Genomic DNA, 26,599 nt, shown 5'->3' on the forward strand with positions numbered 1-26,599 from the left:
CGGTCACGGCGCGGCGGCTCCCGGGAAGTGGCCGACTCCCTGTTCCACCAGGTCAAACGCCTGAGTGAGCACGGTGACCTGCTCCCGCCGGACCAGGTCGGCGTCCTCCCCCGTCACGATCCGGCCCATCGCGTACGAGAAGACCGTCGTAATCGCCGTGGTCAGCGCATCGGCCCGCTGCCCGCTACCGGGCAACTCGTATTCCGGCAGCAGCCGCAGATCGCCGAGCCCTGCCCGCCGGAGCATGTGGAACAGCCAAGGCCAGCTGTTATGCCAGCTCAACTCCTCAGAGTCGCCAGGCGGCCGCCCGTACAACTGGACGAGACGCGCAGCACAACGAGCGACGAACGCCGCCGGCGCAGACTCGAGCTGATCAGCCAGTTCGCCGACGGTCCCCCATGGACAACATGCTCAAGGCATACCAGAGCACCGACATCGCGAGAAGTGATCACGCCTCAGCTGACCGGCAAGGTTCGTGTCCCTAGGGACACGAACCCAGTGTCCGAGGGGCGAGTTGCACACTGTTCACCCGCATCGAACTTGGCTGACTGTCAGCAACCAGCTGACACCCGAGTTTCGATTGACCCACTCTCGACACGCCGGACCAGCCGACGAATGGCGACGTTGCGGCGGTGTCCATACCCTGCTCGATACCGTTAGCAACGGCACAGACTCCGACTCGGACGTCATCGCAGGCGTGACCGCGGTCGTCGCGTACCACCGCGGCACGCAACACGACCTGCCGGCCGTCGTCCAAGCCACCCAACCGCCTGCCTAACTCGGTTCGCCCCTCGGTCGAAACTTGCCCTTTGCTGCTAGGCAAAACGCACCTGACTGACTCAACTTGATACGGCAAACCGCGAGGTAAGGGTACGGCGGCGAGAATCTTGATGGCAATATGCACCAGCGGCGCGCCAACAAGGGCCTTTATTGACGACCCAACAGAAGACCCGTGAATGTAGTACAAGAACTTTTCGGAGCGCGCAGTCAACCCAGTCCGAAGCTGAGATGCAGTCGAGCAATAGTTGCAGACTTATCTTCAGCAACAAACGCGACATCCCAGAATCACCAGGGACCGCGGGCGGCATTCCACCTAGCGCGATGACCACATCATCGATGGTACACCTGCAAGCACCGAAATCTAATCGACCTTATCCCCTATCCACTCCAAACAACGCCAACTCTCACCACTCGACGAAACGGACTCCATAACAACATATTCTGCGTTCGGAATGAACCGAGCGTCGACGGTCTTCACGTCGAGATTATCGGCCATATTAATCGAAGCCAGTCGTATTGCAGCCCCATGACTAACCAACACTGCCACACCTCCCCGAGCATGTCCTGCATGAATGGCTCGAACATCACTCAAGAACCTTCCCAGGACCTCACGCGCTGACTCACCACCCGGTATTCGCCGATCCAGATCTTTTTCGAGCCAGCGTGCGAACGTTTTCAAAAATCCCTGGAGCGATTCAGCGTCACTGCTACCCTCCCAGTCACCGAGCTGGACCTCATGCACGCCACCCAAGACCATTACCTTTAGACCGTGCCTGCCCGCAATTGGAGCTGCGGTTTGCTGCGCACGCGTCGCCCGGCTCGCGTACACACCAACGACCGGCTCTCCTGATAGCGCCTCAGCAAGCTTCTCCGCCTGCAGGTAACCCTCCTCTATCAGGGGAAGGCCCGGAGGTAGCGAGTCCAATACGCCAGTGAGGTTCGCTGACGTCTTGCCGTGCCTGATCATTAAGAGTCGCAGTGAGCACACCAGTCTCTCCCCACACAGTCCCACATAAGATCGAAACTACAAACGTCATGCATCTTGCACGTCAAGATCACTATTATCCTCACGCGCAGGAAGGCAGATCGCCCCCCGCCAGCCGTTCCAAGATGACTTCGACAATTTTCTCACCATTCGCATCAACTCCTACCGATTGTTCAACAATTTGATCATTGGAGGACCTAAAATGCACTTCAGTAGCACCACGCCCTCGCTCTGTCGATGTATCTACTTCGACCGAAGCCGGCGCCATAGTGATGAGTCCGGGACAAACGGCCTCTACGACCGTTACTGAGTCATAGATTGGCATCGTGTCGCGCCCGTCGAGATCACGAAAATGGTTGAGATATTGCCCCCCCAGAGCATCTGCGACGTAAGCGCCCACCCGACCAGAATTTCGAAGCACGCTCAACTCATTCACCCCCAGGGATACACGAGCCGCAACATCAAGACCGATCATGAAATTCGGAACCTGCCTGCTAAGGCCAGTATCCGTCAAGACACGGTACGCCGCCTCGGGGTCGAACCAACAGTTGAACTCTGCCGCCGGAGTGACATTCCCCGGACCTATTGACCCCCCCATAATTATAACCCGCCTCAGCGAACTCGCTACATCAGGATAGCGTGCGTAGAACAAGGCGATATTAGTAAGAGGCCCAGTCGCAATGAGCGTGACAGGCTCCGCCGAATCAGTAACAGTTTCGGCTAGAAAGTCCACAGCATGACGCGGATCGGGAGCTACATCCGAAGGGGGTAAGCATACCCCACCTAGCCCATTATCGCCGTGGACATCCGCGGCTCCGCCGCGGACCGATCTGATCAGCGGGCGAGATGAGCCCCTCGCGACTGGGACGTCGGACCGGCCAGCCAGCGCCAAGATCGCTAAAGCGTTGGCAGTCGTCTTGTCGACACCAACGTTGCCGCTGACAGTCGTTACACCGAGCAACCGGATCTCATGACTGGCACAAGCGAAGAGCAGCGCGATCATGTCGTCGACGCCGGGGTCACAGTCAATGAGCAGAGGAGAGGCCACGGGGTCAATCCTCGCAGAGGCGCGTCTCTGACGCTACCGCGCGATCTTGAGCAGCTCGGGACACGGAAGTCAGGACTAAACGCAGCACGACGACCCCTCGTCGCCTGTCATACAGGTACACCGATGACAGGCTGCTACGGCGACTACCACGCGAAGGCCCAAGTACCACCCGAACAGCTTTACGATCAAACGCTTCGGGTCCCTCAAGCTTAAGACCAGGGTTAAGATCATCATTTGCGTGATTCGATGTGGATACGCAGATCAGGACGATGCGCTGCCTAAAATCCGCGATCAATCAATCCGCCATTTGGGTATCAGACTGTCGCCGTCACTTGCTCCTCGCTTGTTTACACGACGCTTGCTATGATGATCCGATGGGAATTCTCGCGGGCGGCGTCGAGAGCAGAGAGTTCGCCGAGCAATGGCTTATGCGGTTGAAGCGATGGGACACAGTCCGGCAGACGTTGTTATTCCCGCGCCTCAGGGAGATTATATCCGACCATCAACCTTCCAGCGTGTTCGAAATCGGATGCGGTGAAGGATCCGCAACAGCGATGTTAATACCGGCAGTTTCCAACGATTGCAGTATCACGGCAACCGACATAAATCAGACTCTGCTAACTGAATGCAAGAAGAAATTTGAATCCAGGGTAACTATAGCCTCTTTAGATATTCGAAACCCTCCAAGCATTGGTCAGCAGTTTGATGTCATTCTGTGCTGTAGCGTACTCATGCTTGTCGATGATGCAACACTGCGACGTGCCGCAGCCTGGATGCGAGCACACCTAAAGGATTCAGGCATCGCACTGGTATCGATTGTCCACCCGTCTTGGACACTCGCGGCAAACACAGCTCTCGCCCAGGAGCAGCTTTCGAAGACCATAACTTTTCCAGCAGGCTGGGATGGAGTTTCACTTAGTCTTTACTATCGGAATACGGCATGGTACCGCGAGAAACTTTCGGAACCTCAATTCTACGTCAAGACTGAAGAGACCATTACACTCCCCATCGATGCGGAGCGCTTGGGCGCTAGATTTTCCGGATTCGACACGAAACCGGTGTATTGGATATTAATGCTCACGCCCAGCTGCACCTGAGATGCATCTAGAAAATTAGCGTCCCGATCAAGTGCACTGCTCCCCATAATATTACTTAAGTGCGACCGCAGACTTCCGACACCTAAAGGGAAGACAAGAGGATCATGTCCATAGCCGTTCGATCGTTTTTCTTCGCCATTGCGGCAGCTGCAGCCCTCGGAGTTTCCCGATTGCTACAAAGCCCAACCTTGAGGGACGGGCCCCTTGTTGTTATATCTGCCGTACTGGGAGTACTTCTGGCAGCTGTTGTCGAACGGGTAGTTCTTCGTCTCCCGTTGCGCTTCAAAAAGCTTCGACGCCTCGTTGATCGACGCGCAGCATTTGAGGGCATTTGGTTAATTGATGTGCAAGATCAACCTGAAAGACCAGTTGCCCTAGCCGTCATTGAATACAACCCAATCAATGATGACTATAACTATCATGGGGTAGCTTTCGATCCAAGCTACCAAGTTCGCGCGACCTGGCAAAGCTCCAAGACACTAATAGACTTGGATCACAACCAACTCGCACACATCGGCGAAGGAACTCTTGTCGGCGACCCCGCGGAAACCGTGAGAAACTTTGGCCTACTAAGTTTTGATCGCAATCATAAGGGCAAGTACACTCGAGGATACGCATTTTTTGTCGATTTCGGAAGCGTTCCCATTAAGCGCTTCTACACTATGGAGCGCATACTGGATAGCCCAACCCTGTCGTCACATGACGATGTCCGCCAGTATCTTATTGCGCATGCAAAATCTAGTAGCTAGACGAGATTAAACCAGACAGGACGACGGACTCTACACCGGGGAGGATCGGTCGGCATCCGCTGGCGAGCCACGACAGCCAGTACAGACAAAGATTCAAGGAATACTCGTTACAGCCTTCCTTCTCGCCACAATGTGCCCTCTGTCAGGCAAGATGCAAAAGGAAGCAACTTGCCGACTTGCAGAATTCAGCTGTAGCGGTGGACCTGAGCGGCCAGCGCAGTGGGTTCGATTGCGTCCGCGCCGCCAGTGATCGCTTCGGCAGTCAGGCTTCGCTTCGCGACGAGCGCGTCAGCGATCTGGGTGGCCAGCATTACTGGCTCCCGTCCGCGGTGGTGTCGGTGACGGCCTGCAACTCGCGCAACACGTAGGCGCAGCACAGTTGATGCTTGACGTCGAAGTAGGTGTCATAGGGAGCCCACGCGTCGCGCACCGCAACCCCGCGCAAGCGGCCGAGGACACCGGCATTCTCCATGCCCGCGCGGCCGCGTCTGGGGCGGCAAGTGATCAGCGTGTACTTCTCGGTGCGGGCCCAGTCCACCAAGTGCAGCGCCCGGCACCCGCAGCCCTGTCTCGTCGAACCCTGCTACTTCGGCCGCGGCGAGCAGGTCGCGCAGCCGGGTCAGGAAGTCGGTCAACCGTCGGCAGCACGTTTCGTCATCGCTGCCACCGTGCCCTCCGACACCGGGGTGCTGAACAGCCGGCCAACGCGGCCGCGGTGCGCTTCTAGCATCGGCCACACACCACCGCCGGAAACCAGCCCCAGTCACCCGGCTCCACGCCGGCGTCACCAACGTCATGGCCTCATACATCTAGGCCGCTTCCAAAGGTAGTATTGACGCCGTCCGATTCGCAGGCCGCACCACGTACTAGGTCTGTAGCTCCACGTGTACTTTCCTCGACGGAGAGGGCGGAACCGCCAGCTTTGAGCCCTCTGCAACCTTGCACAGTTGCGACGTTGCCGAAGCGGACGTATACTCGACTTACGCAGCCAGCGCCTTGAACGCTCGGTGATGTCTTATACTACTGTGCCCCCGTCTTAAAAAGGCGGGGGCACAGTAGCGAGTAGCAGCAGTGGTAGCTGCTCAGGTTATGAACGTTGTTCAGTCTTCCCTCCATCTCCGACCATCAGATCATGCGACTGAAACCCGGCAAATTCATTGCTAGACACGTCTGAGCATTTCGATAATCGACTCACGCACCAGTCGATTGCCACTTTCACTAAGCAGGACCGGCGCCTTTATAATTGTCGTCGGCCCATCAAGTGGCTTTACGACCCGCGCGGGTAATCCTTTTCTTTGTCCGACTACGATTAATGTCAAGGATCCCGACTCGGCAAAATCAGTGGAGTGGAAAGTTGACACGTCGATAGCATAGGACGAACCGGCGTGAATTAGACGCGTTGATACGATCTTCCACGAAACCCGAACGTGCAGCCGAGTATGATGAACACGCTTTCCGTGCCTCTCAACTTTATAGAGCTCATCAGTGCCTGAATCCGACTCAACTACTTCATAAATGCGATTATTAATACTTCCACAGAGGACGAAGCTGCGAAGCGGCCACGGGTGAGAGTGAATTTCGGAACCGGCTGACACCGAGGTCAAAACACTTTCCCGCGACCACAAATGAAGGCGAATAGCTTTTCCGTTGATATTGCCCAATCGGATTTGCACAAAACCAAGAGCATGCTTTACTATTTGACACCTCTGAAAGAGTTCACCCAGGAAATTGTCGTCAAGCAGTAGACCCTGCACTTGCGCACAGGTAAGGTGGAACTCTTCGGCTTGAGCAAGCGTAGCTAGGGTCGCCTTGAAGTCAGCCATACGGATTCTCCGGCTTCTTCGCGATACGGACAATTTCGCCAACATCAGAAGGGCTTAATCCATCCAGCCGCAAGCTAAGCTCGCCGAAGATTTTTTGCGCGTTTTCCGAATTTAGTTCTTTCAGTGGCACAGCTGCAACACTCTTAGGCAATTGTCTTGCCTGAGCAAGGCCGAGACGAAAATCTTCACGAAGTATATTGTAGTAGAAGCCGTCTGATCGACATTTCAAAGCTGGATATTGTGCATCCTCCGCCGTCACTATGGCTAAGCGCGATGACATGTCAACACGCAGAAGTGACCACTCATTCTTTAACCCGACTGTGATCTCCAGGAAAGATTCTTGGGCACTCCACGAGTAAGCACATAGGATCGTCGCAAGAAGCTCTCGACGAACGCGGGTTGCATCCCATCCTTCGGATCCGCTTGTCGAACGAAGCCCGTTTCTCCACCTTGCATAGCGTTCACATGTATCGATGTTATCTGGATCAATGAGCAGCAAGACAATATTCTTGCTGGCATTTTCAAGCCTTGCGCGGCGAGCAAGATCCGGGAATGCTATCGCACGATTGTACCGGCCTATGGCTCCCACATACCACCATATATTTGTATCCGACCTTGACCGCTCGTGGACCTCCTTACGTTCGTATGCAGCGATGACTTCGATAGGCTGATTTTTCTCATCCTTTTCCGGAGTAAGCCACAATAGAATAGTGGCAATAACAACGCCTGATACGATCGAAGTGAAGAGAGCCCCCGAAAGACTACCTGCCACGGCAGCCGCCGATGGCGGCCGAGCCGAAGATGCCAGCGGGACTATGACGAATTGCACAATGACAAGTAATACACACACTCCCATCGTGGTGAAATAGAATACCCTTCGCGCGTATTTCGGCCTAGGAATTTCCAACGTCATCCTTCTTGACTGTTCGCAGGCGAAGCCATAAGTTGGATCACTATTGCCACCCACAGAAGACGGAATTCGAGTACGCCGTCGCTAGACTGTCTAATTTCTTTTTGTCCCCTAATCTCCTCAGGTGCGTTTGCGAAAAGTTTCCAATGCTCCTCTAGTTGATTTTCACTTAATCCATACTGCTCAACGCGGTAGTCTGGCGTCGAGACGACTTGATGCGTAAATGTAGTACTCGACACCAACCGCGCACGTGAGTCAGTTAAAGCTTCGACCCACTCTCCCGGCCTTAAGAACGGCGACTGATTTGGCTCAGTCACTGCCACTACTGAGTTCATAAAGGCGCGATCAAGTTCGTTGGCAACGCAGGATTCTACGACCACTAGATGGCCTGACGATCGACATACCCTTTTCATCTCGACGATCGCAGACGACATATCGGAGCAATGCTTGAGAACGTTTCGACAGGCCACAACATCAAATGTGCACGATTCAAAGGGACACCTACATACGTCACCTTGAACTGCGCTTTTTAGCCCAACTTGAGTACGTGCACCATGCAGCATCCCAATAGAAAGGTCTAAGCCAACAATGTCACGGCCGGGACCGGAAAGAATCCGGGTAAAATCTCCCGCACCACTCCCCACTTCAAGCCACCGATTACCGCTCAGCGAACTCGTGAGACTTCTAATAGGCTTCGCAATCTCGTCGTTCTGAGCCCAGCTCCGGTTCGAGAATCTAGTTCCCAGCCGGTCGTAGTTGGTCTGCGTTGCTCCCTGGCTCATCGCTTACAACGCGTTCGACCTACGCAAGTAGCTTCTGCCCTGGCGGCTCGTGTTCGTCGGAAGATCAAAACCGTCGTGTCACACCGCACATTGAACTCCTACTCCTCGCCCCCGCGTCATCGAACGCAGAGAGATCCGCATACAACAGATCGCTGCGAGGGGTTACCTTGTTACCGCTCCCACGATGGCCCACGATGAATCCCGCTAACAAGCTGCCCCACCTCAGCATGCCTGGCGGACAGGCCCGCTGGAGTCGCGCCCCCAACGTCCAGACCCGGCTGGAGACGTTCAACTTCGCAGAGGAGAATCGGTCACGTTCCGTCAGCGGCAAGATCTCAGTAGCGTCGACGTCGGCCGCGGGACAATGGGATTCCGAGGGGACTCAAGCTCGCCAGCGGCGGCAGAGAAGCGGATAAAGGACGCCGAGGCGAAGCTACGGCGACATTTGGCAGCCATCGAAGCGCGCGTAGCCCCCGTTAATTCCGCCGAGCCGATGAAGCCGTGCACATGCCGAGCGACAGGCCGCGATGGAGAACTGAAGCATCTACCGGACACGCAAGTGGTCGACGTGACCATCTCACTCTCAGTGATCAGCCTGGCACGATCTGGATCAAGGCTCGGCTTGACGGCGCACATCTGGAGTAGTCTGTCTAGCCTCTGGATCATCAGTCTCTGGACAGATGCGGTTGAGCCAACACGGATCCTCCATCTCTCCCCAGCTACCATCGCTTTCGGTGCAGTGTCCGTGACCGTCGCCAGCAACTCGGCGGCACCCCAGAGCTGCTCGCCCACTATGCCGGCCTGCACTGGACCTTCATTGGCCAAGTCGAGCGCGGCCGACGCAACGTCACCCTCCACAACATCCTCAGGCTGACGGCTGCTCTGAAGGTCAAACCCGCCAGCCTCGTTGATGGACACGAACCACCACCCGCCACTACCGCTGAGATCCGGTAAGCGGCTCAGTCCACAACCGCGTAGCGACGCCGATACGCTTCGAACTGGTGTCCGACTCCGGCCCGTCTGGCGCTGTTTTGTCGGTGGGTGCGCTTATCGTGATTTCAGCGGTGCAGCATGAGCCACTCGTCCTCGGACTGGAGTCCTAGGTCATGGCCTACGGCACCGAAGATGTTGATCACATACGAGGTGTGGCATGGACTTGAACGCAGCGTTCGACGATTACCAGAAGACCGTGGACGCCGCCCCTGAGCAGGTCGCCCTTGCCCGGGAGCGGCGGGACATATTCAGCGATGCGCTCCGTGCGGAAGGCGACGTCGTGGAGGTCTTCGGCTCGGGGTCGCTGCGCCGCAGCACCCAGCTCAAGCCGGTCCACGATGTCGACCTCATCGTCGTCTTCGACCAGGAGCAGCACACTGACTGGGGTTCGCCGGGTACCTCGTCTCAGGACGCCCTCGATCATGTGCGCAAGCGGGTCAACACGCTGTTGGGAGAGACCAACGGCACCGTGGACCAGTTGGTCAGACTGGGCCGGACCCGGGACCGGGCGGTGAAATGCTTCATCGACCCGCCCGAGCAGGACGACGCGTTCACGGTCGACGTCATGCCGGCCCTACGGCAGCCCGACAACACTCTACAGTTGCCGAGCACTCGACAGGGTGAGTGGAACACAGCCGATCCTGAGTACCTGATTCGCGCGGTGCAGCTCCGCCAGGAGAAGTGGTCATGCTTCCGGCCGATGGTTCGGGTGCTCAAGCTGTGGCGGCATGGCGTGCCGACCAAGGTCAAGTCTCTGGTCATCGAGGTGCTCGCGCTCGAGTGCCTGCCCGTGGATAAGAACCGGCCTGAGGCCTTGAAAGCGTTCTTCACCGCAGCAGCCGTGGAGATCGGCTACGGCGTCGAAGATCCAGCCGGGCATTGCGGCGCTATCCAGCCCGACCTCGACGTGGCGGCTTTGCGCTCGGCCCTGGAGAACGCGCGTGATTTGGCCAAGCGGGCGTGTGCTGCTGCCGCAGACGACGCGGCGCAGGTCTGGCAGGAGCTGCTCGGTGAGGACTCCCCGGTTCCGGAGGAGAAGAAGACAACCCAGGCAGTAGCGGTGGTCGGTCCCACGTTGCTGCGGCCACGCCCGGTTAAGGACGCGCCGCAAGGCTGACGCAATGCCTCTAAATGACGATCAGCCGGTGACCTGGTGGGCGTGTGAGCCGAGACGGCTCGCCCGCGACCAAGCAGAGATCGCAAAGTGCTTCCCTGACCTGAGGTGGGTCCCTGACGGGCCAGGCCGGTGGGAGGGGCGGCTGCCTCTATGGCCGTTCAACCGACCGGAGCCTGCCCATCTGCGGGAGCTGATCGGTGACATCGGCATGCCGGTCAACGTCGAGTACGGGCACGTCTACCCGATGATGCCGCCGGCCATCTACCCGCTCGATCCTGTTCCCGAGCCGGTCGAGTACACCCAAGCTCGATTTCACGTCATGGGCGATGGCAGTTTGTGTCTGTTGCAGGATGCAGCGACGTGGACTGGTCGTGACTCGATCGTTGACCTGCTCCTGAAAGCTGCTGGCTGGCGAGTGGAATACGCGCTCCTCAAGGCCGGCGTAGTCGAGGCGCTGACGGAGAACGGGATCGTCACGGACGCCAGCCAAGATCACTTGGTTGAGGAAGCCCTCGCGCAGGCGCCGCCATCGGGTGAGGAGCAAGTGTGAGCGGCCTCCTGGTCCTTGTCCCTTATCCTGCCGCGCAACGTATCCGTGACGGTGGGCAATGGGGTCAGATCACCTACAAAGCTTCCGACACCGATAATGTCGGAGCGGTCGTGGCGGTATCGCACGGCAACGATCCGATCCTGCCGACCGCGCTTCAACCCAAGACCCATTTCCTTAACTCGGCTGATTCCCGTGGCGGCCACCGATGGTACCGAGTCCCGCCCGAGTTGCATCTTCTTTGGTGGCACCTCCGCAAAATACGAGGTGGACTGAAGCTTGATGGATTCAAATCGTCGATCGACGCGGGATGGATGAACCCCGGCGGAGGTAGCTACCTAGCGCTGACGGTTTCCGCCGACGTCCACACCTCCTACCCGGAAGTGGATATTCCAGACATTGCCGCCTGGTACGTCACCCCGACCGCCGTGGAACCCGTGGATCTCGACGTTCAGGCCCCCGACCAGGGCATTCAGCAACTTGCCGGACATTGGCCCGTTGCTGACCTCGTCACGACATCGGTGCTCGTAGTGGGTGCTGGCAGCATCGGAGGTGCTGCGGCCCATGCTTTGGCTACCTACGGAGTAGGGCGTCTGATCTTGCTCGATCCCGACCGGCTACTGGGACGCAACCTCGTCCGTCACCTCGGCGACGCGAAGTACGTCGGCCAGCGCAAAGTCTACGTGCTTAAGCGGCAGCTCAGCGATCTTCGCCCGGACACCATAGTCGAGGCGCTTCCGCTCGACGTCATCGGCGATAGCGACCGCGTACGAGCCCTTCTTCCACGTGTACACCTCGTGCTGTGTGCGGCTGACGGCGTTGCAGCCCGCCGAGTCGTCAGCCACCTCGCCCGCCGCGCTAACCGCGATGCCGTGCTTGCCTGCGTCCTGGAGGACGGGGCACTCGGTGAGATCATCCGTCTGAGGCCGTGGTTAGACCGTGGCTGTCTGGTCTGTCAACGCGAAGCACTGGTCGAAGATGGCGCCATCGATCCCGAACCCGCCTTGGACGCCGACTACGGCACGGGAACAACTCACTGCCCTATGACTGCTGTCGGATCGGACCTGCACCTCGTTGGGCAACTTGCTGCGAAGGTCAGCGTGGCGACCCTGCTGGAACGCCGCGGCCATCCCGACCAGACCCTTGCCGGGGAACACGGTCTGATAGGGCTCCGACCCCAGGCCGGACTGGCGCCACCATTCGATATAGACGGGTGTGCCACTGTTCGTTGGTTGCCGTCGAAGCCGCCCGAGCCGGGCTGCCCCACGTGCGAGCCAGCATGAGCTACGCCGAACCTGGAGCGATTCGAAACGTCCAGCTCACTGACTGCGCGGCCAGAACAATCGCCCGCGAGGTCGACGCTGCCGGCGACGGTCGAGAGACCGGCGGCATCCTGCTCGGCAACATCAACGCAGACGGCGTCGCCGACGTGCGGTACGCGGGCGATCCCGGTCCTGCCGCGGTGCGCACGCAAGCTTTCTTCCTCCGGGATCGTGCCCATGCTCAGCGGCTGGCCGATACCGCGTTTGCAACAGACGGCAGCATATGGATCGGTGAATGGCACACCCACCCGAGCACCGAACCTGTCCCCAGCAGGACCGACGTCGACACCTACCTCACTCTGCTCACTGATCCAGAACTCCAGTTCACGGTGATCGTGTCGATCATCATCGGGTCTTTACCGCCACGACGCACACCCGAAATCGGCATGATCGCCTGGGCCTGCACCTTGAGCAGCATCACAGCTATACCGATCCAACTCACCGATGACGTTGACGGACAAGGACATCTGCCGATATGACCAACCCCACGCCCGCAGCTGGACTCCCGTCACGCAGCGGTGTGCGTCGAAGCGGCGACCACTATCAGGATCTCATCGCTTGGGGCGCCGCTCTTCGCGTCATCCAATCACACAACCAAATCACTCAGCTCGAAATCGAAATCAACGGAGCCGGCAACGTCGACGACGTCGTGTTACGCCGCCCAACGCTGGGACATCGATATACACAGGTGAAGTGGGCAACCACCACAGCGTCAACGATCAACGACGGATATCTCACTGACCGACCGCTTCGCGGAAAATCCGTACTCGAAAAGCTCTACAACAGCTATCAGATCCTACGCGATGACGACCACCCGCCGACTCTGGAGCTGCTCAGCAACCGCGTTCTAGACCCTGACGATCCGCTGCTTCATCGAGTCGACGGCAGAACCGAACTACTCACGCCCTTCGCTCGACTCGCCACACCCGACTCGGCGGCAGGTCTTCAAATAATCGCCTGGGCCGAACACGTCGGCGTCTCCCGTGCTGACCTCCTTGACCTGCTCGACCACCTCCAATTCCGCACCGGGATGACTGTCGCCAGCGAACGCGACCGCGCGCAGGTGCTGATGCTTGCCGCCGGCCTTTGCCACGACGAGACCGCGCTCGACGTCGGGATCTCCGCCGCAGCTGGATGGATCCGCGACGGAAAACGAGTGCTGACCGTTCGCGACATTCACGACGAGATCGACGCGCTCAGGCTCAGGGCCGACAAGCCTCGCTCAATTCTTCTCATCCAAGCCATCGACTACGATCCGCACCCCGAAGACGCAGCCGAGACTCTCAATTGGGTTGGCCTCTACCAAGGCGACAGCCCCATGACTCGTACGCAACCCGCCGACCCGGCAAGTTGGGCAGCTATGGCGTGTGACCTCAGCAACGCGGTCAGCCGCCTCAAAGCCTTCGGCGCTCAAGACATTCTGGTTCGCGGCGCTCTCCGGCAAGCAACCTTCTTCCTCGCTGGCGCCCAACTCGCACACGTCACGGGCAAGACCGTTAGCTACGTACAGCAGGGAGTCCTGTGGTCAAGCAACACACCGCGGACCCCTGTCCCTCCTTCCGACGTCACACGAACCACCATCGGCGCAGGGAACGGCCTCGCTGTCGCAATCGGCATCGCCGTCGATCCCACCGTCGCCGTCACACAGCATCTGCGCAGTCAATCGATAGCCGTCGCCGAATTAGTCGTATTTCTTCCTAAAGACGGCGCCCACGACCAAGCCGTGAACAGCCCCGGTGCAGCCGTCGCCTACGCCCAAGAGATCCGCAACTCCATCCGTCTCGAACTAGAATGCCGCCCCGCTGAGCGTATCCACCTCTACCTGGCAGGTCCCGGAGGGCTCGCTCTCCTCCTCGGCCACAGATGGAACCGCCTTGCACCAACCACCGTGTATGAACACCTCGGCCCCGGCCGGGGGTACGTACCGGCCTTCGTCGTTGAGGCGTAACCGGATCATGTGCATTGTCTTCGACAGACACCACGGCTTGCCCTCCCAGTGGATGGCCATTTCGCGTCACCTCGCCACATCGGCGGGCAAATTCCAGGTTGCCGCGCGGCGCGCTCGCGGGTTGACTCGTCGTGTTAGCGGGAATGGGAACTCGTTGCTAATCCAGATGAGTTCCGACAGCTCCTCGGGCATCGTCCAGGGCGCGACCGGCCCCCAAGGGATCGGCCGGCTGGAGACCATCTGGTCGCCCGCATTGAACTGAAATGTGATCACAGGCGCGTCCGCGCCGTTGATCAAGTGGTCAACCTCCTCCAAGGACAGCCCCGTGAACTTGTGCGCGCCGACGGCCACCACAAGCGGTACGCCGTAGTCATCGGCAAGCGTCCGGTACTTGCGCACTTTTTCTTCCACGTGTGTCTTGAGCGACTGGGAGTCGACGACGCCAGCCATCTCACTAGGAGGGTTAAAACAAGCGCGCACACCCCACGGCGACGTCATCTGGCGTCCCTGCTGATGGCGGTCGCCCATGACGAGGAACGTGTACCCGCAGCTGGTGAACCACGCTTGCGTGGTTTCCTGCAGCAGCTGCGTCCGCAGCTCGCGGGCGATCTTCTTCGCAGTGCCGGCGTCAGGAGGGTCAACCGGACTGCCGGGACCCAGTTGGAGAACCACCCCGACCGGAATCTGTCGGATCCGCTGCACGAGTGCGTGCCACGCCCTCATCCTGGCGAAGGTGTCAGCCGGCGGATTGTCCGTGTGCACCTCGACGAAACACGAGGGTCGTCCGTCCTTGGCCAATATTGTCCAGTCCGGGCTCACCCCGTTCCAATTATGTTCGTATTCGACGGTCAGTCCTGCGGCTCGCAGCCCGGCGCCGACGGCGAGCTCGAGATTGACAGTCCAGAAGTCCTTGTCCAACCAGATCTTGCCCGCAGTAGCGGCAGCAGCGCTGGCCGGCAGGTGCGCAAGCTGCTCGTCCAGCCAGCCGCGCCACGGCGCGTACTCGTCCTCGACCGCGATGTCGTAAGTCAGCGGACGCTGCTCCGGAGACCGGGCACCGTGCTTGCGGCGATACTCGGCGACGAAGTCCGGCCCGAACCAGCTCGTCGACGTCATGTCGGATGTCATCGCAAGATTCTGCCCTGCCATCTGCCCCAGCTCGGCCAGCGACCCGCAGCATCGGCTGGCGGCAAGCTGACTGAGCGGTTCCACCTCCGGCCAATTCCGCGCCGCCCTCGCCGAGAACTCGCATCGAAATCATCGCCGCAACCCAGGGTTGACCGAGTTCAGCGGCCTTGCGTCAATGAGATTCGGATGGCCAACGGACGGTGAGCACGGTCGATGTCGACAGCGCCTCCCACGAGTGATCGATGCCCGGTTGCCACATCACGTAGTCGCCCTGATCGTTCAGCGTCTCACTGCCACCGGTGAGGTCCACCCGAAACTTGCCAGAGATCAGATTACCTCCCGGCATCAGTGCTCCAGCACCAGCATGTAGCTGCCAATCGCTTGCATCTGGTCGAAGCCGAAGTCTGATGCCGACGCGCCCGGACTCAGCCTGGTCCACTGTCCACACCCTCGGTACCCCAAAAGCCTCACGCTGGAAGCATCCAGCAGAGGTCGCTGCAGACGCGGGTGAGATCGGCCGTCACATGCCGTCCCTAAGTCTGTCACGCCGTCTCGTCTGGCGTGACGGCTCGAAAGCCGGCCGACCTGCGGAAACCGTGCCTGTGACGGTCGTGGCTGGTGCCGCGCCACTCGTCACGACTGATCATCGAAGCCTCCGCGGGCTGACATTCGAGACACCGCCCGTACCCGTCACAGTTCGGCGTCGCCCCGGGGGCGGCGCGTGGTCGGGAGGAGTTTGACAGCGGTGAACGTGACCCGGCTCAGCGCGCCGACGTGCTCGGCGAACCTATCCCCGCCGAGAGGCGTCAAGCGGAGCTTCTTACGGTCTGCCTGGGTGCGGACTTCCAGATATCCCGCCTCCCGCAGGCACTCGACATGCGTCACCAAAGATCGTTCACCGAGCTGCAGAGCGCTCCGAACAGCGATGTCGTCGCTCCACTTGCCGTCGGCGAGCAGGCATGCAATGAACAGCCGGACTGGCATGAGCAGTAGCGGGTCAAGCTCCTGCTGAAACGTCGACAGAACACCTCGTACGGGCGGTGTCACGACTCGGCCGTTGGCAGTTCGCTGGTCGGGCGCGGTGAGCGCTGGAGGCAGACCAAGCACGGCATCCCGACCGGGCGTTCCAGCAGCTCCAGTTCGGCCGGCCCGAACTTGGCGTCGCAGTAAGCGGTCAAGCGCTCCGGCATGGTGGCGTCGGCCGGCAGCGGGAACAGGTGGACGACGCGACGGGTCTCTCCCACCGTGCCGGGCAGTGGGCGCGCGATGATCAGCCTGGTCGTCACCGCTCACTCCGCAGCTCGTGGTGTCCGGCGAGGACGGGCGCGATCGGGGCGCTGCCAGCCCCCGCCGGAGTTTGGGGTCCGTGAGCGCGAGAAGTACGGGCGCTGCACGACTGGGCCGATTCGAGCCCGTTGACCTGCGGGAAGTGCTGGAAGAGGCGACGCCAGCGTGATGGCCTGCGGTGCCGCGGTGGGCGTAGGCGTTGTTCGACGGACGGGAGCGTGGTCAGAGCTGCCAGAAACGCGCGGCAGCGGACGCACGGCCGACCGGGCGCGACGAGCATCGACGTCGGCAGCACGACGTGCCCGCACAGCCCCTCGTATCGGCCGAGCGCGTCGCGCCAGCCTCTGGAGAACTCCTCGTCGGTCACTGCGTGATCGCGGCCGTCGATGTCGCTCCTGTGCCAGCTCACGTACAGTCCGGCGGCCCTCCCCTGCCGTACTACGTCGCTCACATGCCCCTCCGCCACCTACCGGCTGACCAGCCACTACGGGCTGTAAGATCTGAAATCAGCCTGACCTGAGCGCTCATATAGGCGCCAGGTCGCGCGGACGACATAGCGAGGACATGTCGCTGGCAGCACGTCGAGAGGGCAGAGATGACAGCTGAGGGCGGGACCGACGACCTGCCGCGCACCGTTCTGGAGCTGAAGCTCCGTGAGCGGCGTCAGACCCTCGCCGAGTTCGTCGAGGATGCCGAGCGGTTCGCGCGCACGTTCGGCGAGCCTGGCACGCTCAGCGTGCGGCACCTGCAGCGCCTGATCTCGGGACGCAAGCCGGACGGGTCTCCGGTCGGGCGTCCGCGGCCGGCCACTGCCCGCCTACTCGAACGAATGCTTGGTCTCCCGATTGACGACCTGCTGTCGTCACCCGATGTCGTGCGCGGGCCGGTCGAGGCGGCCGAAGAGGAGTTGCGGCAGCGGCTCAGCGCTGCTCGCCGCGTGAACGCCGACGTCCTGGCTTTGCTCCAAGACCAGTTGACCGCGGTGCGCCGTCTTGACCGGCAGCTGGGTGCCTCGACGGCGCACGAAGAGGTGTCCACCAAGGTCCGGCAGATCACACGCCTGCGCTCGCACAGTCTGACTCCTGGGGTTCGCAGCCAGCTCGGAGCTCTACTCTCCGAGTTCGGCACGCTCGCTGGCTGGCAGCAGCTCGACATGGGGTTCGTCGGCGACTCCTGGCAGTTCTACGAGCGAGCCAAAGCGGCCGCCCGTGAGTCCGGTGACGCGGCGTTCGAGGTGCATACAGCCGCTGAACAGGCGTTCGTGCTGCTCGACGTTGGCGAGACTGCATCCGCCGTCGAGCTGTTAGGAGCCACCGAGCGGCGAGCTCAGCGCGTCGTTGGCCACCTGCTCAGGTCGTGGCTCGCTGCCGCACACGGCGAAGCCCTCGCAGCGGAAGGGCAGCGCTCGGCGAGCATGCGTGCCTTCGACCGCGCCGAGGGGTTGCTGCCAACTGATGTGTCCGCGGTGGACGGTCCTTACGTTGCGCTCGATCCAGTCCATCTGGCGCGCTGGCGTGGACACGCGCTCGCCCGGGTCGGCGAGCCGGACGCCGTAGACGTGCTCTCCACGGCGTTGAGTCGTCTCGATCTGACGTTCACCCGCGCGGAGACGGGTTTGCGAGTGGACCTGGCGACTGCGTTCTTTGCGATGGGTGAGTGCGTTGAGGGACGCGCGCACGCTCAGCGTGCTCGGGCTTTGGCCGTCGAAATCGGCTCTGTCCGGCAGCAACGTCGGATCGCTCGGCTGGTGGGGCCGGCGAACTGAAGGGCGGTACGAGCGGGAGCCGCCAGCCCGTAGGCTCGCGGCGTGGCTGACGAGCATGGGTCGTGGAAGACGTTCGGTGAACGGCTGGTCTACGACAACAAGTGGGTCAAGGTCGGACTGACCGACGTCGAGGCGCCGAACGGCGAACGCTGGGATTACCACGTGGTGCACCTGGCGAGGATCGCCATAGCGCTGATCGTGAACGACCAGGATGAGGCGCTGATGCTGTGGCGCTACCGGTTCGCCACCGAGCAGTGGGGTTACGAGCTGCTGGGCGGCATGGTCGACGACGGCGACGACTCCGCCGGCACCGCCGCTCGTGAGGCGGCCGAGGAGTCCGGCTGGCAGCCTGTGGGCGAGCCCGAGCACCTGGTGAGCTTCGAGCCGCTTCCCGGCCAGGTCACCGCCCCGGTCGACGTGTACCTGTGGCGTCAGGCCGAGCACATCGGTGACCCGACCGACACCGAAGAGGTCGGCCGGGTGGAGTGGGTGCCGCTGTCGCGGGTCAACGAGCTTGCGCAGCGTCAGGAACTGCTCGGCTCCGGCACGCTGGTGTCGCTGCTCTACTACCTCAACTCACGCCGGGCGTGAGCCCGGCAGCACGAGCCGTTCGAGGCGGCGACGCAACCGCACTGAGCCGACCTGGGAGATGATCCGCCGGGCCTGCAGCGCGTACGTCCTGGCAGCTTCCCGGTCACCGGCCGCGCTGTAGGCCAGGGCGAGATCCACATATGCCGACGCACCGGCTCGGACGAACGAAGTCGCTCTGGCGCCTTCGACTACGCGCTCGAGGTGCTCGATCGCTTCCGGCGCGCCGAGGTGGACCAGGGCGTTTCCGCGCCAACGGTCGAGGTGGCTGCCGCCGAGGAAGACGAACGGCAGCTCGGGGTGCACGACTTCGTTCGGCAAGAGCGTGTCGGCTTCGTCGAACGAGCGAAGGGCGTCGTCCCGGTGGCCGGCGATCGCGTGGCCCTCCCCCTCGGCGGCCGCGAGCCACGCTCGCAGCAGCCCAGGAGCATGTTCGCCGATCGAACGCGCTTCCGCGAACAGGGCAAGCGCGTCGTCGACGTTGCCCACGTCGATGAGGACGAATGCCTGTTCGGCGGTGGCGTGGGCGAGCAAAGCGGCCGAGCCGGACTCCATCGCGGCGTACTTCGCACGTTCGTAGTGCGTCCACGCCTGGTCGAGCGCGCCGATGTCGAGAGAGTTCCAGCCGGCCAGCGTTGATGCCTCGACCAGTACGCCTGCCAGCGGAGCGCGGTCGCGGCGCAAGATCGTGTGCCTGAGCAGGCCCTCTACCTCGGTGATCTGACCGCGGAGCCGTTCGAGTCGAGCAGCTGAGCCGAACCGGCGGTCGGCGTGGCGGACGCTGATCACCTCTTCGCGGAACAGCTCGATCGTCTGCTCTTCCACCCTTCGGGCGATGATCAGCCGCTCGGCGAGTTCGTCACCGGACGGACCGCCGAAGTCCCCCGACGGGAACCCGAGGTCGTCGTCGGTCCGGCCGTAGATCTCGCGCAAGACCGCCCGCATCGGGGGTTCGGGCATCACGTGCCCGTTCTCCCATCGGGAGATGTCCGTCTTTCGACTCGGGACTGAACGCTCCGGCAGTCCGTGGGCTGCGGCGCGGGCGTTGATGGCTCGCGCGAGCTTTTCTTGGCTCCAGCCGAGCGCATTACGTGCCGCCTGCAGAGCAGTTGTCGAGGTCATGATCTGACCGCCGGATAAGTGCTTTGACCTGCGCAGGTAACAAGAGATAACACCGGGTCTGTCATCTGCTGCCAGCTCCCGGCCGACGCGGAAATGCCGTTTCTTAGAGGCATGACACACGATGAGAAACATCGGCGGGCCGCCGAGTTGGCCACCCACCGAAAAGGGTTCACGCTAGTCGCGAGACGTCCCATTGCGGCGAAGCAGCTCAGTGAGATCGGCCAGGTGCTCGGTGATCTGAGTCAGCCGCTGCTCGATGACGGCGAGACGCGCCGACACGGCGTCTTCCATGTTCTCGCGGGGCTGCCCCAGCGTCGGCGGGATGCGGCCGTGCAGCACGGCGAGCAGGTGTTGCGGGTGCAGCCCCAGCGCCACGGCCAGCGCTTCGAGCGTCCGGTCGCTGCGCTTGCGCTCGACGGTGTGGTTCTGGATTTCGCGGACGATCGCCTGGGAGACCTGCGAGCGCTCGGCCAGCTCGCGTTGCTTCCATCCGAGCTCGTTCACGCGCTCGTTGATGGCCTTCGCGACCGCCGCCCAGTCTTCCGACACCTATTCCTCCGTGGTCCGCCTCAGCGCCGACATTAGCGCTTGACGGATTCGACGGCGCCGAGATCCACACCGCGTCGCGCATTCGGGCCATTCTCATGCCTTCATGCGACTAAATCAGCTCTTAATTCACGCTCAAATCAGCGTGACGACGACTTAAGGACTTCCCAATGCAGAAAAAAATGCCCAACGCCGGTGGTCCGGCGTTCTACTCGCTGGCCGAAGCTGCCTGGCTTCTCGGCGCCGACCTCAACTCGATCCATCGCGCTATCCGAGTCGGCGCGCTGCGTGCAGTGCGGCGCCGCTCCCGGCTCGTCATCCCGGCCGCCGAGCTGCGGCGGGCGCTCGGCGGTGGTGCCCGATGAGCGATCACGACTACGCGGCCATCGCTGCTCGGCTCGACCGGTATGCCGCCGTGCCCGTTGATGTGCTTACGAACGTGGTGGCCAGGGACGGCCTGTGCTTCTGGGCGTTCGAACGGCCCGACCTGCCGGAGCTGACCGGGGACGATCCGCCGGACGGCGAGCTGGCTGCGCGGCTCTGCGCCGGCTGCCCGGTGATCGACGAGTGCCTTGAACTCGACTTGCGTACCGCCGGGCCGGACACGCTCGGCGTGTGGGGCGCGCTGCCGGACACGGACCGGCGCGCACTGCACCCCGTCTGGCTGCGACGACGGGGAGGTGAGACGCGATGACGCTCACCCTTTCGCCTACGCAGGTTCTCGCTGGCCTCGCGGTGCTGTTTGCCCTGTTCACCGTATGGCGGTTCGGTGCACGCAAGGCGCGTCGTGCTGCCGAAACCGCGCGAGCCGGCGCCCGCGTGGTTTCGCTCGCCGGTCGGGTGCTGTTCACCGGCTCGGCATTCGTCGGCATTCAGTGGCTCGTGATCACGCACCCGGGGAACCCGACACTGCTGCTCGTGGTGCTCGGGGCGCCGGACCTGGTCGCGGCCTACGTCCTGACGCGCGCTCTCACCGTGACGTCTCTGGACACGACGCGCCGGGGCGGTGGTCGCCGATGAGCGAGCAACTCCCCCGCGCTCAGCAGCTCGCCAAGGACGCCGCTGAAGCGGCTGACGTCCGGCGCTGGCGAACCCACCCGGACGTGGTCGCGCTGCAAGTCGAGCGAATTCGGACTCAGGTCGACCGGCTGTGCTGGGCCGGGATCGTCCTCGGCCTGGCGTTCACGACGGCCAACGTGCAGTGGTTCGCTGCCGCTGGAGCTGCCTTCGGGTCGCTGCCCTGGTTGACAGCGTGGCTGCTCGACCCGACCGTCTGCCTGGTGCTGCTCGCGATCCTGCGGGCGGAACAGGTGACCGCCCGATACCAGGTCCACACCGGACGATGGGTCCGAGCGGCGAAGTGGCTCACGCTGGCGGCTACGTACGTCATGAACACCTGGTCGTCGTGGGCGGCCGGATCGCCGGCCGGTGTGGTTCTGCATTCCGTGCCGCCGATGGTCGTGTTCGTCGCGGCCGAGGCGGTCACCGATCTGCGCGACAAGCTCACCGACGCCGTTCAGACGGCACACGTGAATGCCACGAGCGTTCATGAACTGCCGGCGCCTGCCCGTGAACGGCCTGCGCGGCGGCTGTTTGCCGACTATCTCACCGAGGCGCGTCAAGCGTGGACGCCTGACGTGAAGGTGACGCCGGCATGGGCTCGGGAGGTCACCGGGTGCTCGCGCGGGTTGTCGTCTCGGCTAGCCACTGCACTTGCAGATGAGGTGCGTCATGACCGCTGAATCGGATGCCGAGGTGAACAGCAGTGCCACCCTCGCTCGGGTGGCTTCAGGGGACGTCGAGCACGTCGGCCCGGTGCTCGACGGCGAGCTGATCGACGACACCCTGCCTCAGCCGCGCGCCCGGACTGTCCGATGCCGGTTCGATCGGTGGTGGAAGCACTCGCCGCGCGTACCCCTGTGGCTCAAGAGCAAGCCGCAAGCGATCCAGGCTGCGAAGGATGCCGTGGTCTGGGTGGTCAAGTCGCCGGTCCGATACGTCGGCGCAGTAGTGCGCGGGATCGTGGTCGGTATCCGGTCGTGGCGCGGGTGGGTCAAAGTCAACGACTACCGGACGGCCGCCGAGGAGTCGCAGAAGCTTGCCGACAAGTTCACGGAAATCCGCGAACTTACCTTGTTCCGCTGGAAGGTCACCGGCGCTGTGGTCGCTGTAGCGGCGTTGGTGGTCGCGGTAGTGAATCTGCGGTACGGCGCCGATCCGCTGTGGATCGGCGGGGCTGCCGCATCACTGGCACTCGCGGTTCTGGGCCGTCGTAAGGACGGCAGTCCGGGGCGGAAGCCCGCACTTGCTGGTCCGCGCACACTCACGTGGACGATGGACCCACAGGTTCTCGTGGACGCGTTCCGAGACGCGAAGCTGATCGGGAAGGACGAGACGCTTCGTCTGGTCGAGCGCGCGACCCGCGTAGGCGACGGGTGGGCCGTGACCGTAGACCTTCCGGCGACGCGTAAGGCCGCGGACGTCGTGAAGAACCGGGATGCGCTCGCGTCGGCGCTCGCGGTCGACGAAGTTCAGCTCATCGTCGAGCGCGTCCGCGGCAACGGCGGGCACGCCGGGCGGATTTCGATGTGGGTCGCCGATGAGGACCCGTATGCCCGGCCGCCGCTTCAGACCCCGTTGCTCGGCGTGACTCGCTGGGACGCATGGCGGGCGGTCCCGTTCGGACGCGACGCACGAGACCGGCGGATCGACCTTCCGCTCGTGTGGACGTCGTTGCTGATCGGTGCGATTCCTAGGCAGGGTAAGACGTTTGCTGCTCGACTGGGGGCAAGCGGGCTTATCTTGGACGCGTGGGTGCGGCTCTACGTGGCGGACTTCAAGGCCGGAAAGGACTGGATCTCGGCCGAGCAGGTTGCCCATCGCTTCATGGCAGGTGACGAACCCGAGCACGTCCTGGCGCTCATTGACTGGCTGGTCGAGCTGGTTGCCGAGGTTCAAGGACGGTACCGGCGAATGCGGGATCTCGACGACATCGTGTGCCCGGAGTCGAAGGTGACGCCAGAGATGTCTCGGGACATGACCCTGGACATGCCGATCACGGCGATCTTCATCGATGAGGTCCAGGTACCGCTCGAAGACCGCACGCCCGTTGACGTCCAAGGAAAGAAGCTCGCAGCGGGCGAGTACGTCGGCGAGCTGCTGACCTGGCTCGCAAAGAAGGGGCCGGCGGCCGGGATCGTGCTTGTCCTGGCCACGCAACGGCCGGACTCGAAGACCATCCCGTCCGGGCTCCGTGCGGTGCTCGGGTCGCGGTTCGCGCTGCGGGTGATGGACTGGCGCGACTCCAACATCGTCCTCGGCGAGCAGATGAACACCCGCGGATTCGACTCCTCGCGGTTGCTGGCCTCGCACAAGGGTGTCGGCGCCCTCCGGCCGGACGGCGACACGGCGGCCGGGGCAGACGTGCTGGCCATGACTGTCCGGACGTACTACATGCCGAACGAGGACTGGCAGACCATCTGCCAGCAAGGCCGTGCGCTGCGCCAGGCCGAGGGGACGCTCACAGGGCACGCGGCAGGCCAGGACACCATGCCGACGGTTGATCATGCGGCCGTGGCGCACGCTCTCGGCGCGGGCACGGCCGCACCGCTGGCCGAGCTGCCCGAACCGCTCGCCTCGCTCGTCACCTACCTGGGTGACGACCTCGGCTCCGACGGTCGCGACTTCGTGCCGACGGCCGAGCTGCTGGAGGCGTTGGACGTCGACCGGCGGACTTTCTCCCAGCAGATGGGCGAGGTCGGGTGCCGACCAACGCGCGATCGCGTGACCAGCGAAGACGGCGAAACTCGGCAAGTGCGCGGCTACCTGACCGCTGATATCCGCCGAGCTGTCCAGCGTGTACGCGACGGCGGTGACCCCGCCGGGGTCGGTGATCCGTCATGAGTGCACGGGTGGAAGGTCAGGCTTATCAGGTTATCCTACCTGCAGGATTGCCACGGCTGACGCCTGCGGCTGCGCGTGCGTTGCTGGCCGTAATGATCGAACTGACTGAGGTGCCGGTGCTCGACGGACCGGCAAGGGAGGCCACCGATGTCCGCTGAAATCAGCGACCCATGGTCGAAATTAGACGAGATCCTTGGGCTGGAGGTAGCCGAGCCCGTTGACGAAGGGATCGGCGCATTGGCGGTCTACGGGCGGTGCTCGACGGAGGACAACCAGGACCCGGAAACCTCGCGCGGCTGGCAATTCGGGAACGCGCGGAAGTTCGTCGAGCCGCTGGGCGGCCGGATCGTGGCAGAGTTCTTCGACATCGGGCAGTCGCGCTCGGTCCCGTGGGAGCGCCGCACCGAGGGGTCGCAGTTGCTTGCCGCGCTTAAGAACCCGCGTCGCGGCTGGAATGCCCTGGTCGTCGGCGAGGGCACCCGATGTTGGTTCGGAAATCAGTTCTCGCTCATCGCGCCGCGGTTCGCTGCCTACGGCGTGGACCTGTGGGTGCCGGAGTTGGGCGGGAAGTTTGATCCGCGGAACCCGTCGCACAAGATGCTGATGAGTGTGCTCGGCGGCATGAGCGAGTCGGAGCGGCAGCATGTTCAGGCTCGCGTGCGGGCTGCGATGGATGCGCAGGTTGTCAACGAAGGACGTCACCAGGGCGGCCGGGCTCCGTATGGATACGTCGTGGTCGACGGCGGGCTGCATCCGAATCCAAGGAAAGCAGCGGAGGGATTCCGGTTGCGCCTGCTCGCCCTTGACGAGTCTGCCGCCGAGGTCGTGCGTCGCATCTTCGCGGAATACCTCTCCGGCAATGGAGACCGGGCGATTGCGAACGGGCTGAATCGCGACGGCATCCCCTGCCCGTCGGCGCGGCGGCCGGATCAGAACCGGCATCGCCTTGCCGACGGCTGGCAGGGCAGTACGGTGCGAGCGATTCTGGAGAACCCGCGCTACACCGGCTTTGCGTTCTTCGGGCGATGGGCGCGGCAAGAAATGCTGCTTGATCCTGACGACGTCGCAGCTGGGAACGTCGTGCGGTTCCGGCGCGCCAAGCCGGATCGAGTGGTTCGCTCCCGCAAGCCCGCACATCCCGAGATCGTGTCTGTCCAAGACTTCACGCAAACGCAGTTGATGCGGCGAGCCAAAGCGGCTGGCGGTCTGCGGACCGCGAGAAAGACCGAGCGCGCCGGCCGGACGGTAAAGCACGCGTACCTGTTCCGTGGACTTGTTCGGTGCGCCGCCTGCGGACGGAAGATGGAAGGCAGCCCACGAAAGCACGGCATGTACTACCGCTGCCCGGCCCGGACGCTCACGCCGGGTTCGCCGGCCTTGCTCACACACCCACCGACGATCTACCTCAAGGAAGAGCCACTACGGGACGCGCTGAACGAGTGGATCGGCGGCCTGTTCGACCGGCAGAACATCGCGCGGACCGTCGAGCAACTGGTTCAAGCTCAGCCGACACCGCGGACAATGGACGACGGGCCCGCACGGAAGCAACTGGAGGATGCGGAAACCAGGCTGCAGCGGTTCTAGAACGCCATCTCCGCGGGTGTGGACCCGTCAGCTGTGATCGAGGGCATCAACCGGGCACAAGCCGATCGAGCGGCAGCTCAGGCGGAACTGATGGCGGTCGGCGAACCTGCGGGACTCGGCGAGGCAGAGGTTTACGCGATGATCGACTCACTCGGCAACGTCAGCGCCGCACTGGCCGACGGTCAGCCGGGCCGGCTGGCGCAGCTCTACCGGGACTTGCGGCTTGACCTGCGGTTCGACCACGAAAAAGAGGCCGTCGACGTGACGGCCTCTCCGCGGGTGAATAATGCGTGTGTCCGAGGACGATCTTGCTCACTATCTACACGCCTGAAGCTGCCCAGTTAACGAAGGAACCTGAACAGCTACACCCCCGAAAACGGATTATCTAGTCCGTTTACAGCTGGATGCCTCTCCGTGATCCAGTCGGCCACATATACCGGATCGGTGCAGCCCTCCCCTAGCACAAGCGCGTCTATAACACGCCAGGTGAGACAAGCTTTAAGCCCGAAGTCCCGACGCCGACGTACTGCGGAGCGACGCCGCCGAGACAAGCGGGCGTGGCGCTGGCACACTTC

At 62.3% G+C, this 26,599-nt stretch carries 30 protein-coding genes and 1 pseudogene; 17 read left to right on the forward strand and 14 right to left on the reverse strand.

The window, feature by feature from the left end:
• Positions 1 to 3: 3 nt before the first annotated feature.
• The 3 genes from AB0C38_RS13730 to AB0C38_RS13740 all read right to left on the reverse strand — a co-directional run bounded on the left by AB0C38_RS13730 (position 4) and on the right by AB0C38_RS13740 (position 2,813).
• A complete protein-coding gene (locus tag AB0C38_RS13730) occupies positions 4 to 282 on the reverse strand; it encodes a hypothetical protein (protein ID WP_360671647.1) in 279 nt (92 codons plus the stop codon).
• An 859-nt stretch (positions 283 to 1,141) separates the two neighbouring features.
• Positions 1,142 to 1,747, reverse strand: a complete 606-nt coding sequence (locus AB0C38_RS13735) for a histidine phosphatase family protein (protein ID WP_360671934.1) — start codon at positions 1,745 to 1,747, stop codon at positions 1,142 to 1,144.
• 100 nt (positions 1,748 to 1,847) lie between these two features.
• A complete protein-coding gene (locus AB0C38_RS13740) occupies positions 1,848 to 2,813 on the reverse strand; it encodes a nucleoside hydrolase (RefSeq protein ID WP_360671650.1) in 966 nt (321 codons plus the stop codon).
• 374 nt (positions 2,814 to 3,187) lie between these two features.
• Between AB0C38_RS13740 and AB0C38_RS13745 the strand changes: the two genes are divergently transcribed.
• Both AB0C38_RS13745 and AB0C38_RS13750 read left to right on the forward strand, forming a co-directional pair.
• Entirely contained in the window at positions 3,188 to 3,910 is a 723-nt protein-coding gene (locus tag AB0C38_RS13745) for a class I SAM-dependent methyltransferase (protein WP_360671653.1), read from the forward strand.
• Positions 3,911 to 4,014: 104 nt separating this feature from the next.
• Complete coding sequence (locus tag AB0C38_RS13750; RefSeq protein ID WP_360671656.1) at positions 4,015 to 4,659, forward strand: hypothetical protein; 645 nt, start codon at positions 4,015 to 4,017, stop codon at positions 4,657 to 4,659.
• A gap of 185 nt (positions 4,660 to 4,844) precedes the next feature.
• Here AB0C38_RS13750 and AB0C38_RS13755 read toward each other — a convergent pair whose 3' ends face one another.
• The 5 genes from AB0C38_RS13755 to AB0C38_RS13775 form a co-directional block, all read right to left on the reverse strand.
• Positions 4,845 to 4,970, reverse strand: coding sequence for a hypothetical protein (locus tag AB0C38_RS13755; protein ID WP_360671659.1), 126 nt, complete (start codon positions 4,968 to 4,970; stop codon positions 4,845 to 4,847).
• Positions 4,970 to 5,197: a transposase gene (locus AB0C38_RS13760; RefSeq protein ID WP_360671662.1), complete on the reverse strand. Its 228-nt coding sequence runs from the start codon at positions 5,195 to 5,197 to the stop codon at positions 4,970 to 4,972. Before AB0C38_RS13760 ends, AB0C38_RS13755 begins: the two co-directional genes overlap by 1 nt.
• A 622-nt stretch (positions 5,198 to 5,819) precedes the next feature.
• Entirely contained in the window at positions 5,820 to 6,482 is a 663-nt protein-coding gene (locus tag AB0C38_RS13765) for a hypothetical protein (RefSeq protein WP_360671665.1), read from the reverse strand.
• Entirely contained in the window at positions 6,475 to 7,395 is a 921-nt protein-coding gene (locus AB0C38_RS13770) for a hypothetical protein (RefSeq protein WP_360671667.1), read from the reverse strand. Before AB0C38_RS13770 ends, AB0C38_RS13765 begins: the two co-directional genes overlap by 8 nt.
• The gene (locus AB0C38_RS13775; protein ID WP_360671670.1) at positions 7,392 to 8,174 is read right to left on the reverse strand and encodes a class I SAM-dependent methyltransferase; all 783 of its coding nucleotides are present in this window, start codon (positions 8,172 to 8,174) and stop codon (positions 7,392 to 7,394) included. The genes AB0C38_RS13770 and AB0C38_RS13775 overlap by 4 nt, the downstream gene beginning before the upstream one ends.
• A gap of 753 nt (positions 8,175 to 8,927) precedes the next feature.
• Here AB0C38_RS13775 and AB0C38_RS13780 point away from each other — a divergent pair.
• From AB0C38_RS13780 to AB0C38_RS13805, 6 genes and pseudogenes are all read left to right on the forward strand, one after another.
• Positions 8,928 to 9,128, forward strand: a pseudogene (locus AB0C38_RS13780) (helix-turn-helix transcriptional regulator); the annotation flags it as partial.
• Positions 9,129 to 9,324: 196 nt separating this feature from the next.
• The gene (locus tag AB0C38_RS13785; protein WP_360671673.1) at positions 9,325 to 10,284 is read left to right on the forward strand and encodes a nucleotidyltransferase; all 960 of its coding nucleotides are present in this window, start codon (positions 9,325 to 9,327) and stop codon (positions 10,282 to 10,284) included.
• A gap of 208 nt (positions 10,285 to 10,492) precedes the next feature.
• Positions 10,493 to 10,834, forward strand: coding sequence for a hypothetical protein (locus tag AB0C38_RS13790; protein ID WP_360671676.1), 342 nt, complete (start codon positions 10,493 to 10,495; stop codon positions 10,832 to 10,834).
• On the forward strand, positions 10,831 to 12,114 hold the full coding sequence (locus AB0C38_RS13795) for a ThiF family adenylyltransferase (protein WP_360671679.1): 1,284 nt from the start codon (positions 10,831 to 10,833) through the stop codon (positions 12,112 to 12,114). Before AB0C38_RS13790 ends, AB0C38_RS13795 begins: the two co-directional genes overlap by 4 nt.
• Complete coding sequence (locus AB0C38_RS13800; RefSeq protein ID WP_360671683.1) at positions 12,111 to 12,632, forward strand: Mov34/MPN/PAD-1 family protein; 522 nt, start codon at positions 12,111 to 12,113, stop codon at positions 12,630 to 12,632. The genes AB0C38_RS13795 and AB0C38_RS13800 overlap by 4 nt, the downstream gene beginning before the upstream one ends.
• Entirely contained in the window at positions 12,629 to 14,101 is a 1,473-nt protein-coding gene (locus AB0C38_RS13805) for an SAVED domain-containing protein (RefSeq protein WP_360671685.1), read from the forward strand. Before AB0C38_RS13800 ends, AB0C38_RS13805 begins: the two co-directional genes overlap by 4 nt.
• A 66-nt stretch (positions 14,102 to 14,167) precedes the next feature.
• On the opposite strand, the gene AB0C38_RS13810 is transcribed toward AB0C38_RS13805, so the two are convergent.
• From AB0C38_RS13810 to AB0C38_RS13825, 4 genes are all read right to left on the reverse strand, one after another.
• Complete coding sequence (locus tag AB0C38_RS13810; protein ID WP_360671688.1) at positions 14,168 to 15,229, reverse strand: hypothetical protein; 1,062 nt, start codon at positions 15,227 to 15,229, stop codon at positions 14,168 to 14,170.
• Positions 15,230 to 15,401: 172 nt separating this feature from the next.
• Complete coding sequence (locus AB0C38_RS13815) at positions 15,402 to 15,668, reverse strand: hypothetical protein (RefSeq protein WP_360671690.1); 267 nt, start codon at positions 15,666 to 15,668, stop codon at positions 15,402 to 15,404.
• A 251-nt stretch (positions 15,669 to 15,919) separates the two neighbouring features.
• On the reverse strand, positions 15,920 to 16,213 hold the full coding sequence (locus tag AB0C38_RS13820; protein WP_360671693.1) for a transcriptional regulator: 294 nt from the start codon (positions 16,211 to 16,213) through the stop codon (positions 15,920 to 15,922).
• Between the two features lie 59 nt (positions 16,214 to 16,272).
• Complete coding sequence (locus AB0C38_RS13825; RefSeq protein WP_360671696.1) at positions 16,273 to 16,515, reverse strand: hypothetical protein; 243 nt, start codon at positions 16,513 to 16,515, stop codon at positions 16,273 to 16,275.
• Positions 16,516 to 17,111: 596 nt separating this feature from the next.
• Between AB0C38_RS13825 and AB0C38_RS13830 the strand changes: the two genes are divergently transcribed.
• Both AB0C38_RS13830 and AB0C38_RS13835 read left to right on the forward strand, forming a co-directional pair.
• Positions 17,112 to 18,281, forward strand: coding sequence for a hypothetical protein (locus AB0C38_RS13830; RefSeq protein WP_360671699.1), 1,170 nt, complete (start codon positions 17,112 to 17,114; stop codon positions 18,279 to 18,281).
• Positions 18,282 to 18,323: 42 nt separating this feature from the next.
• Positions 18,324 to 18,872 carry an NUDIX hydrolase gene (locus AB0C38_RS13835; RefSeq protein ID WP_290050088.1) on the forward strand — a complete coding sequence of 183 codons (549 nt, stop codon included), beginning with the start codon at positions 18,324 to 18,326 and terminating at the stop codon, positions 18,870 to 18,872.
• Here the strand turns inward: AB0C38_RS13835 and AB0C38_RS13840 are convergent.
• Positions 18,858 to 20,123: a tetratricopeptide repeat protein gene (locus tag AB0C38_RS13840; protein ID WP_360671702.1), complete on the reverse strand. Its 1,266-nt coding sequence runs from the start codon at positions 20,121 to 20,123 to the stop codon at positions 18,858 to 18,860. The genes AB0C38_RS13835 and AB0C38_RS13840 overlap by 15 nt on opposite strands.
• Before the next feature lie 42 nt (positions 20,124 to 20,165).
• Positions 20,166 to 20,540 (reverse strand): helix-turn-helix transcriptional regulator, encoded by a 375-nt coding sequence (locus AB0C38_RS13845; protein ID WP_360671705.1) that lies wholly within the window; start codon positions 20,538 to 20,540, stop codon positions 20,166 to 20,168.
• A gap of 167 nt (positions 20,541 to 20,707) precedes the next feature.
• Between AB0C38_RS13845 and AB0C38_RS13850 the strand changes: the two genes are divergently transcribed.
• From AB0C38_RS13850 to AB0C38_RS13880, 7 genes are all read left to right on the forward strand, one after another.
• The gene (locus tag AB0C38_RS13850; protein ID WP_360671708.1) at positions 20,708 to 20,902 is read left to right on the forward strand and encodes a helix-turn-helix domain-containing protein; all 195 of its coding nucleotides are present in this window, start codon (positions 20,708 to 20,710) and stop codon (positions 20,900 to 20,902) included.
• Entirely contained in the window at positions 20,899 to 21,231 is a 333-nt protein-coding gene (locus AB0C38_RS13855; RefSeq protein ID WP_360671711.1) for a WhiB family transcriptional regulator, read from the forward strand. Before AB0C38_RS13850 ends, AB0C38_RS13855 begins: the two co-directional genes overlap by 4 nt.
• Positions 21,228 to 21,557 carry a hypothetical protein gene (locus tag AB0C38_RS13860; RefSeq protein ID WP_360671714.1) on the forward strand — a complete coding sequence of 110 codons (330 nt, stop codon included), beginning with the start codon at positions 21,228 to 21,230 and terminating at the stop codon, positions 21,555 to 21,557. Before AB0C38_RS13855 ends, AB0C38_RS13860 begins: the two co-directional genes overlap by 4 nt.
• A complete protein-coding gene (locus AB0C38_RS13865; protein ID WP_360671717.1) occupies positions 21,554 to 22,279 on the forward strand; it encodes a hypothetical protein in 726 nt (241 codons plus the stop codon). Before AB0C38_RS13860 ends, AB0C38_RS13865 begins: the two co-directional genes overlap by 4 nt.
• Positions 22,269 to 24,440, forward strand: a complete 2,172-nt coding sequence (locus AB0C38_RS13870) for a cell division protein FtsK (RefSeq protein WP_360671720.1) — start codon at positions 22,269 to 22,271, stop codon at positions 24,438 to 24,440. Before AB0C38_RS13865 ends, AB0C38_RS13870 begins: the two co-directional genes overlap by 11 nt.
• A 147-nt stretch (positions 24,441 to 24,587) precedes the next feature.
• Positions 24,588 to 26,024: a recombinase family protein gene (locus AB0C38_RS13875; RefSeq protein WP_360671723.1), complete on the forward strand. Its 1,437-nt coding sequence runs from the start codon at positions 24,588 to 24,590 to the stop codon at positions 26,022 to 26,024.
• 33 nt (positions 26,025 to 26,057) lie between these two features.
• On the forward strand, positions 26,058 to 26,369 hold the full coding sequence (locus AB0C38_RS13880; protein WP_360671727.1) for a hypothetical protein: 312 nt from the start codon (positions 26,058 to 26,060) through the stop codon (positions 26,367 to 26,369).
• Positions 26,370 to 26,599: the final 230 nt, after the last annotated feature.

It is taken from the genome of Amycolatopsis sp. NPDC048633 (assembly GCF_040650695.1).
GTDB lineage: Bacteria > Actinomycetota > Actinomycetes > Mycobacteriales > Pseudonocardiaceae > Amycolatopsis.

Excerpts from the sequence above, each read along its gene's own strand:
- AB0C38_RS13810 (WP_360671688.1), bottom strand. The coding sequence starts at position 15,229 with ATGACATCCGACATGACGTCGACGAGCTGGTTCGGGCCGGACTTCGTC.
- AB0C38_RS13755 (WP_360671659.1), bottom strand. The coding sequence starts at position 4,970 with ATGCTGGCCACCCAGATCGCTGACGCGCTCGTCGCGAAGCGAAGCCTG.
- AB0C38_RS13840 (WP_360671702.1), bottom strand. The coding sequence starts at position 20,123 with ATGTTTCTCATCGTGTGTCATGCCTCTAAGAAACGGCATTTCCGCGTC.
- AB0C38_RS13870 (WP_360671720.1), top strand. The coding sequence starts at position 22,269 with ATGACCGCTGAATCGGATGCCGAGGTGAACAGCAGTGCCACCCTCGCT.
- AB0C38_RS13735 (WP_360671934.1), bottom strand. The coding sequence starts at position 1,747 with ATGATCAGGCACGGCAAGACGTCAGCGAACCTCACTGGCGTATTGGAC.
- AB0C38_RS13750 (WP_360671656.1), top strand. The coding sequence starts at position 4,015 with ATGTCCATAGCCGTTCGATCGTTTTTCTTCGCCATTGCGGCAGCTGCA.
- AB0C38_RS13820 (WP_360671693.1), bottom strand. The coding sequence starts at position 16,213 with ATGCCAGTCCGGCTGTTCATTGCATGCCTGCTCGCCGACGGCAAGTGG.
- AB0C38_RS13860 (WP_360671714.1), top strand. The coding sequence starts at position 21,228 with ATGACGCTCACCCTTTCGCCTACGCAGGTTCTCGCTGGCCTCGCGGTG.
- AB0C38_RS13770 (WP_360671667.1), bottom strand. The coding sequence starts at position 7,395 with ATGACGTTGGAAATTCCTAGGCCGAAATACGCGCGAAGGGTATTCTAT.
- AB0C38_RS13775 (WP_360671670.1), bottom strand. The coding sequence starts at position 8,174 with ATGAGCCAGGGAGCAACGCAGACCAACTACGACCGGCTGGGAACTAGA.
- AB0C38_RS13855 (WP_360671711.1), top strand. The coding sequence starts at position 20,899 with ATGAGCGATCACGACTACGCGGCCATCGCTGCTCGGCTCGACCGGTAT.
- AB0C38_RS13765 (WP_360671665.1), bottom strand. The coding sequence starts at position 6,482 with ATGGCTGACTTCAAGGCGACCCTAGCTACGCTTGCTCAAGCCGAAGAG.
- AB0C38_RS13875 (WP_360671723.1), top strand. The coding sequence starts at position 24,588 with ATGTCCGCTGAAATCAGCGACCCATGGTCGAAATTAGACGAGATCCTT.
- AB0C38_RS13745 (WP_360671653.1), top strand. The coding sequence starts at position 3,188 with ATGGGAATTCTCGCGGGCGGCGTCGAGAGCAGAGAGTTCGCCGAGCAA.
- AB0C38_RS13865 (WP_360671717.1), top strand. The coding sequence starts at position 21,554 with ATGAGCGAGCAACTCCCCCGCGCTCAGCAGCTCGCCAAGGACGCCGCT.
- AB0C38_RS13830 (WP_360671699.1), top strand. The coding sequence starts at position 17,112 with ATGACAGCTGAGGGCGGGACCGACGACCTGCCGCGCACCGTTCTGGAG.
- AB0C38_RS13805 (WP_360671685.1), top strand. The coding sequence starts at position 12,629 with ATGACCAACCCCACGCCCGCAGCTGGACTCCCGTCACGCAGCGGTGTG.
- AB0C38_RS13790 (WP_360671676.1), top strand. The coding sequence starts at position 10,493 with ATGCCGGTCAACGTCGAGTACGGGCACGTCTACCCGATGATGCCGCCG.
- AB0C38_RS13785 (WP_360671673.1), top strand. The coding sequence starts at position 9,325 with ATGGACTTGAACGCAGCGTTCGACGATTACCAGAAGACCGTGGACGCC.
- AB0C38_RS13850 (WP_360671708.1), top strand. The coding sequence starts at position 20,708 with ATGCAGAAAAAAATGCCCAACGCCGGTGGTCCGGCGTTCTACTCGCTG.
- AB0C38_RS13800 (WP_360671683.1), top strand. The coding sequence starts at position 12,111 with ATGAGCTACGCCGAACCTGGAGCGATTCGAAACGTCCAGCTCACTGAC.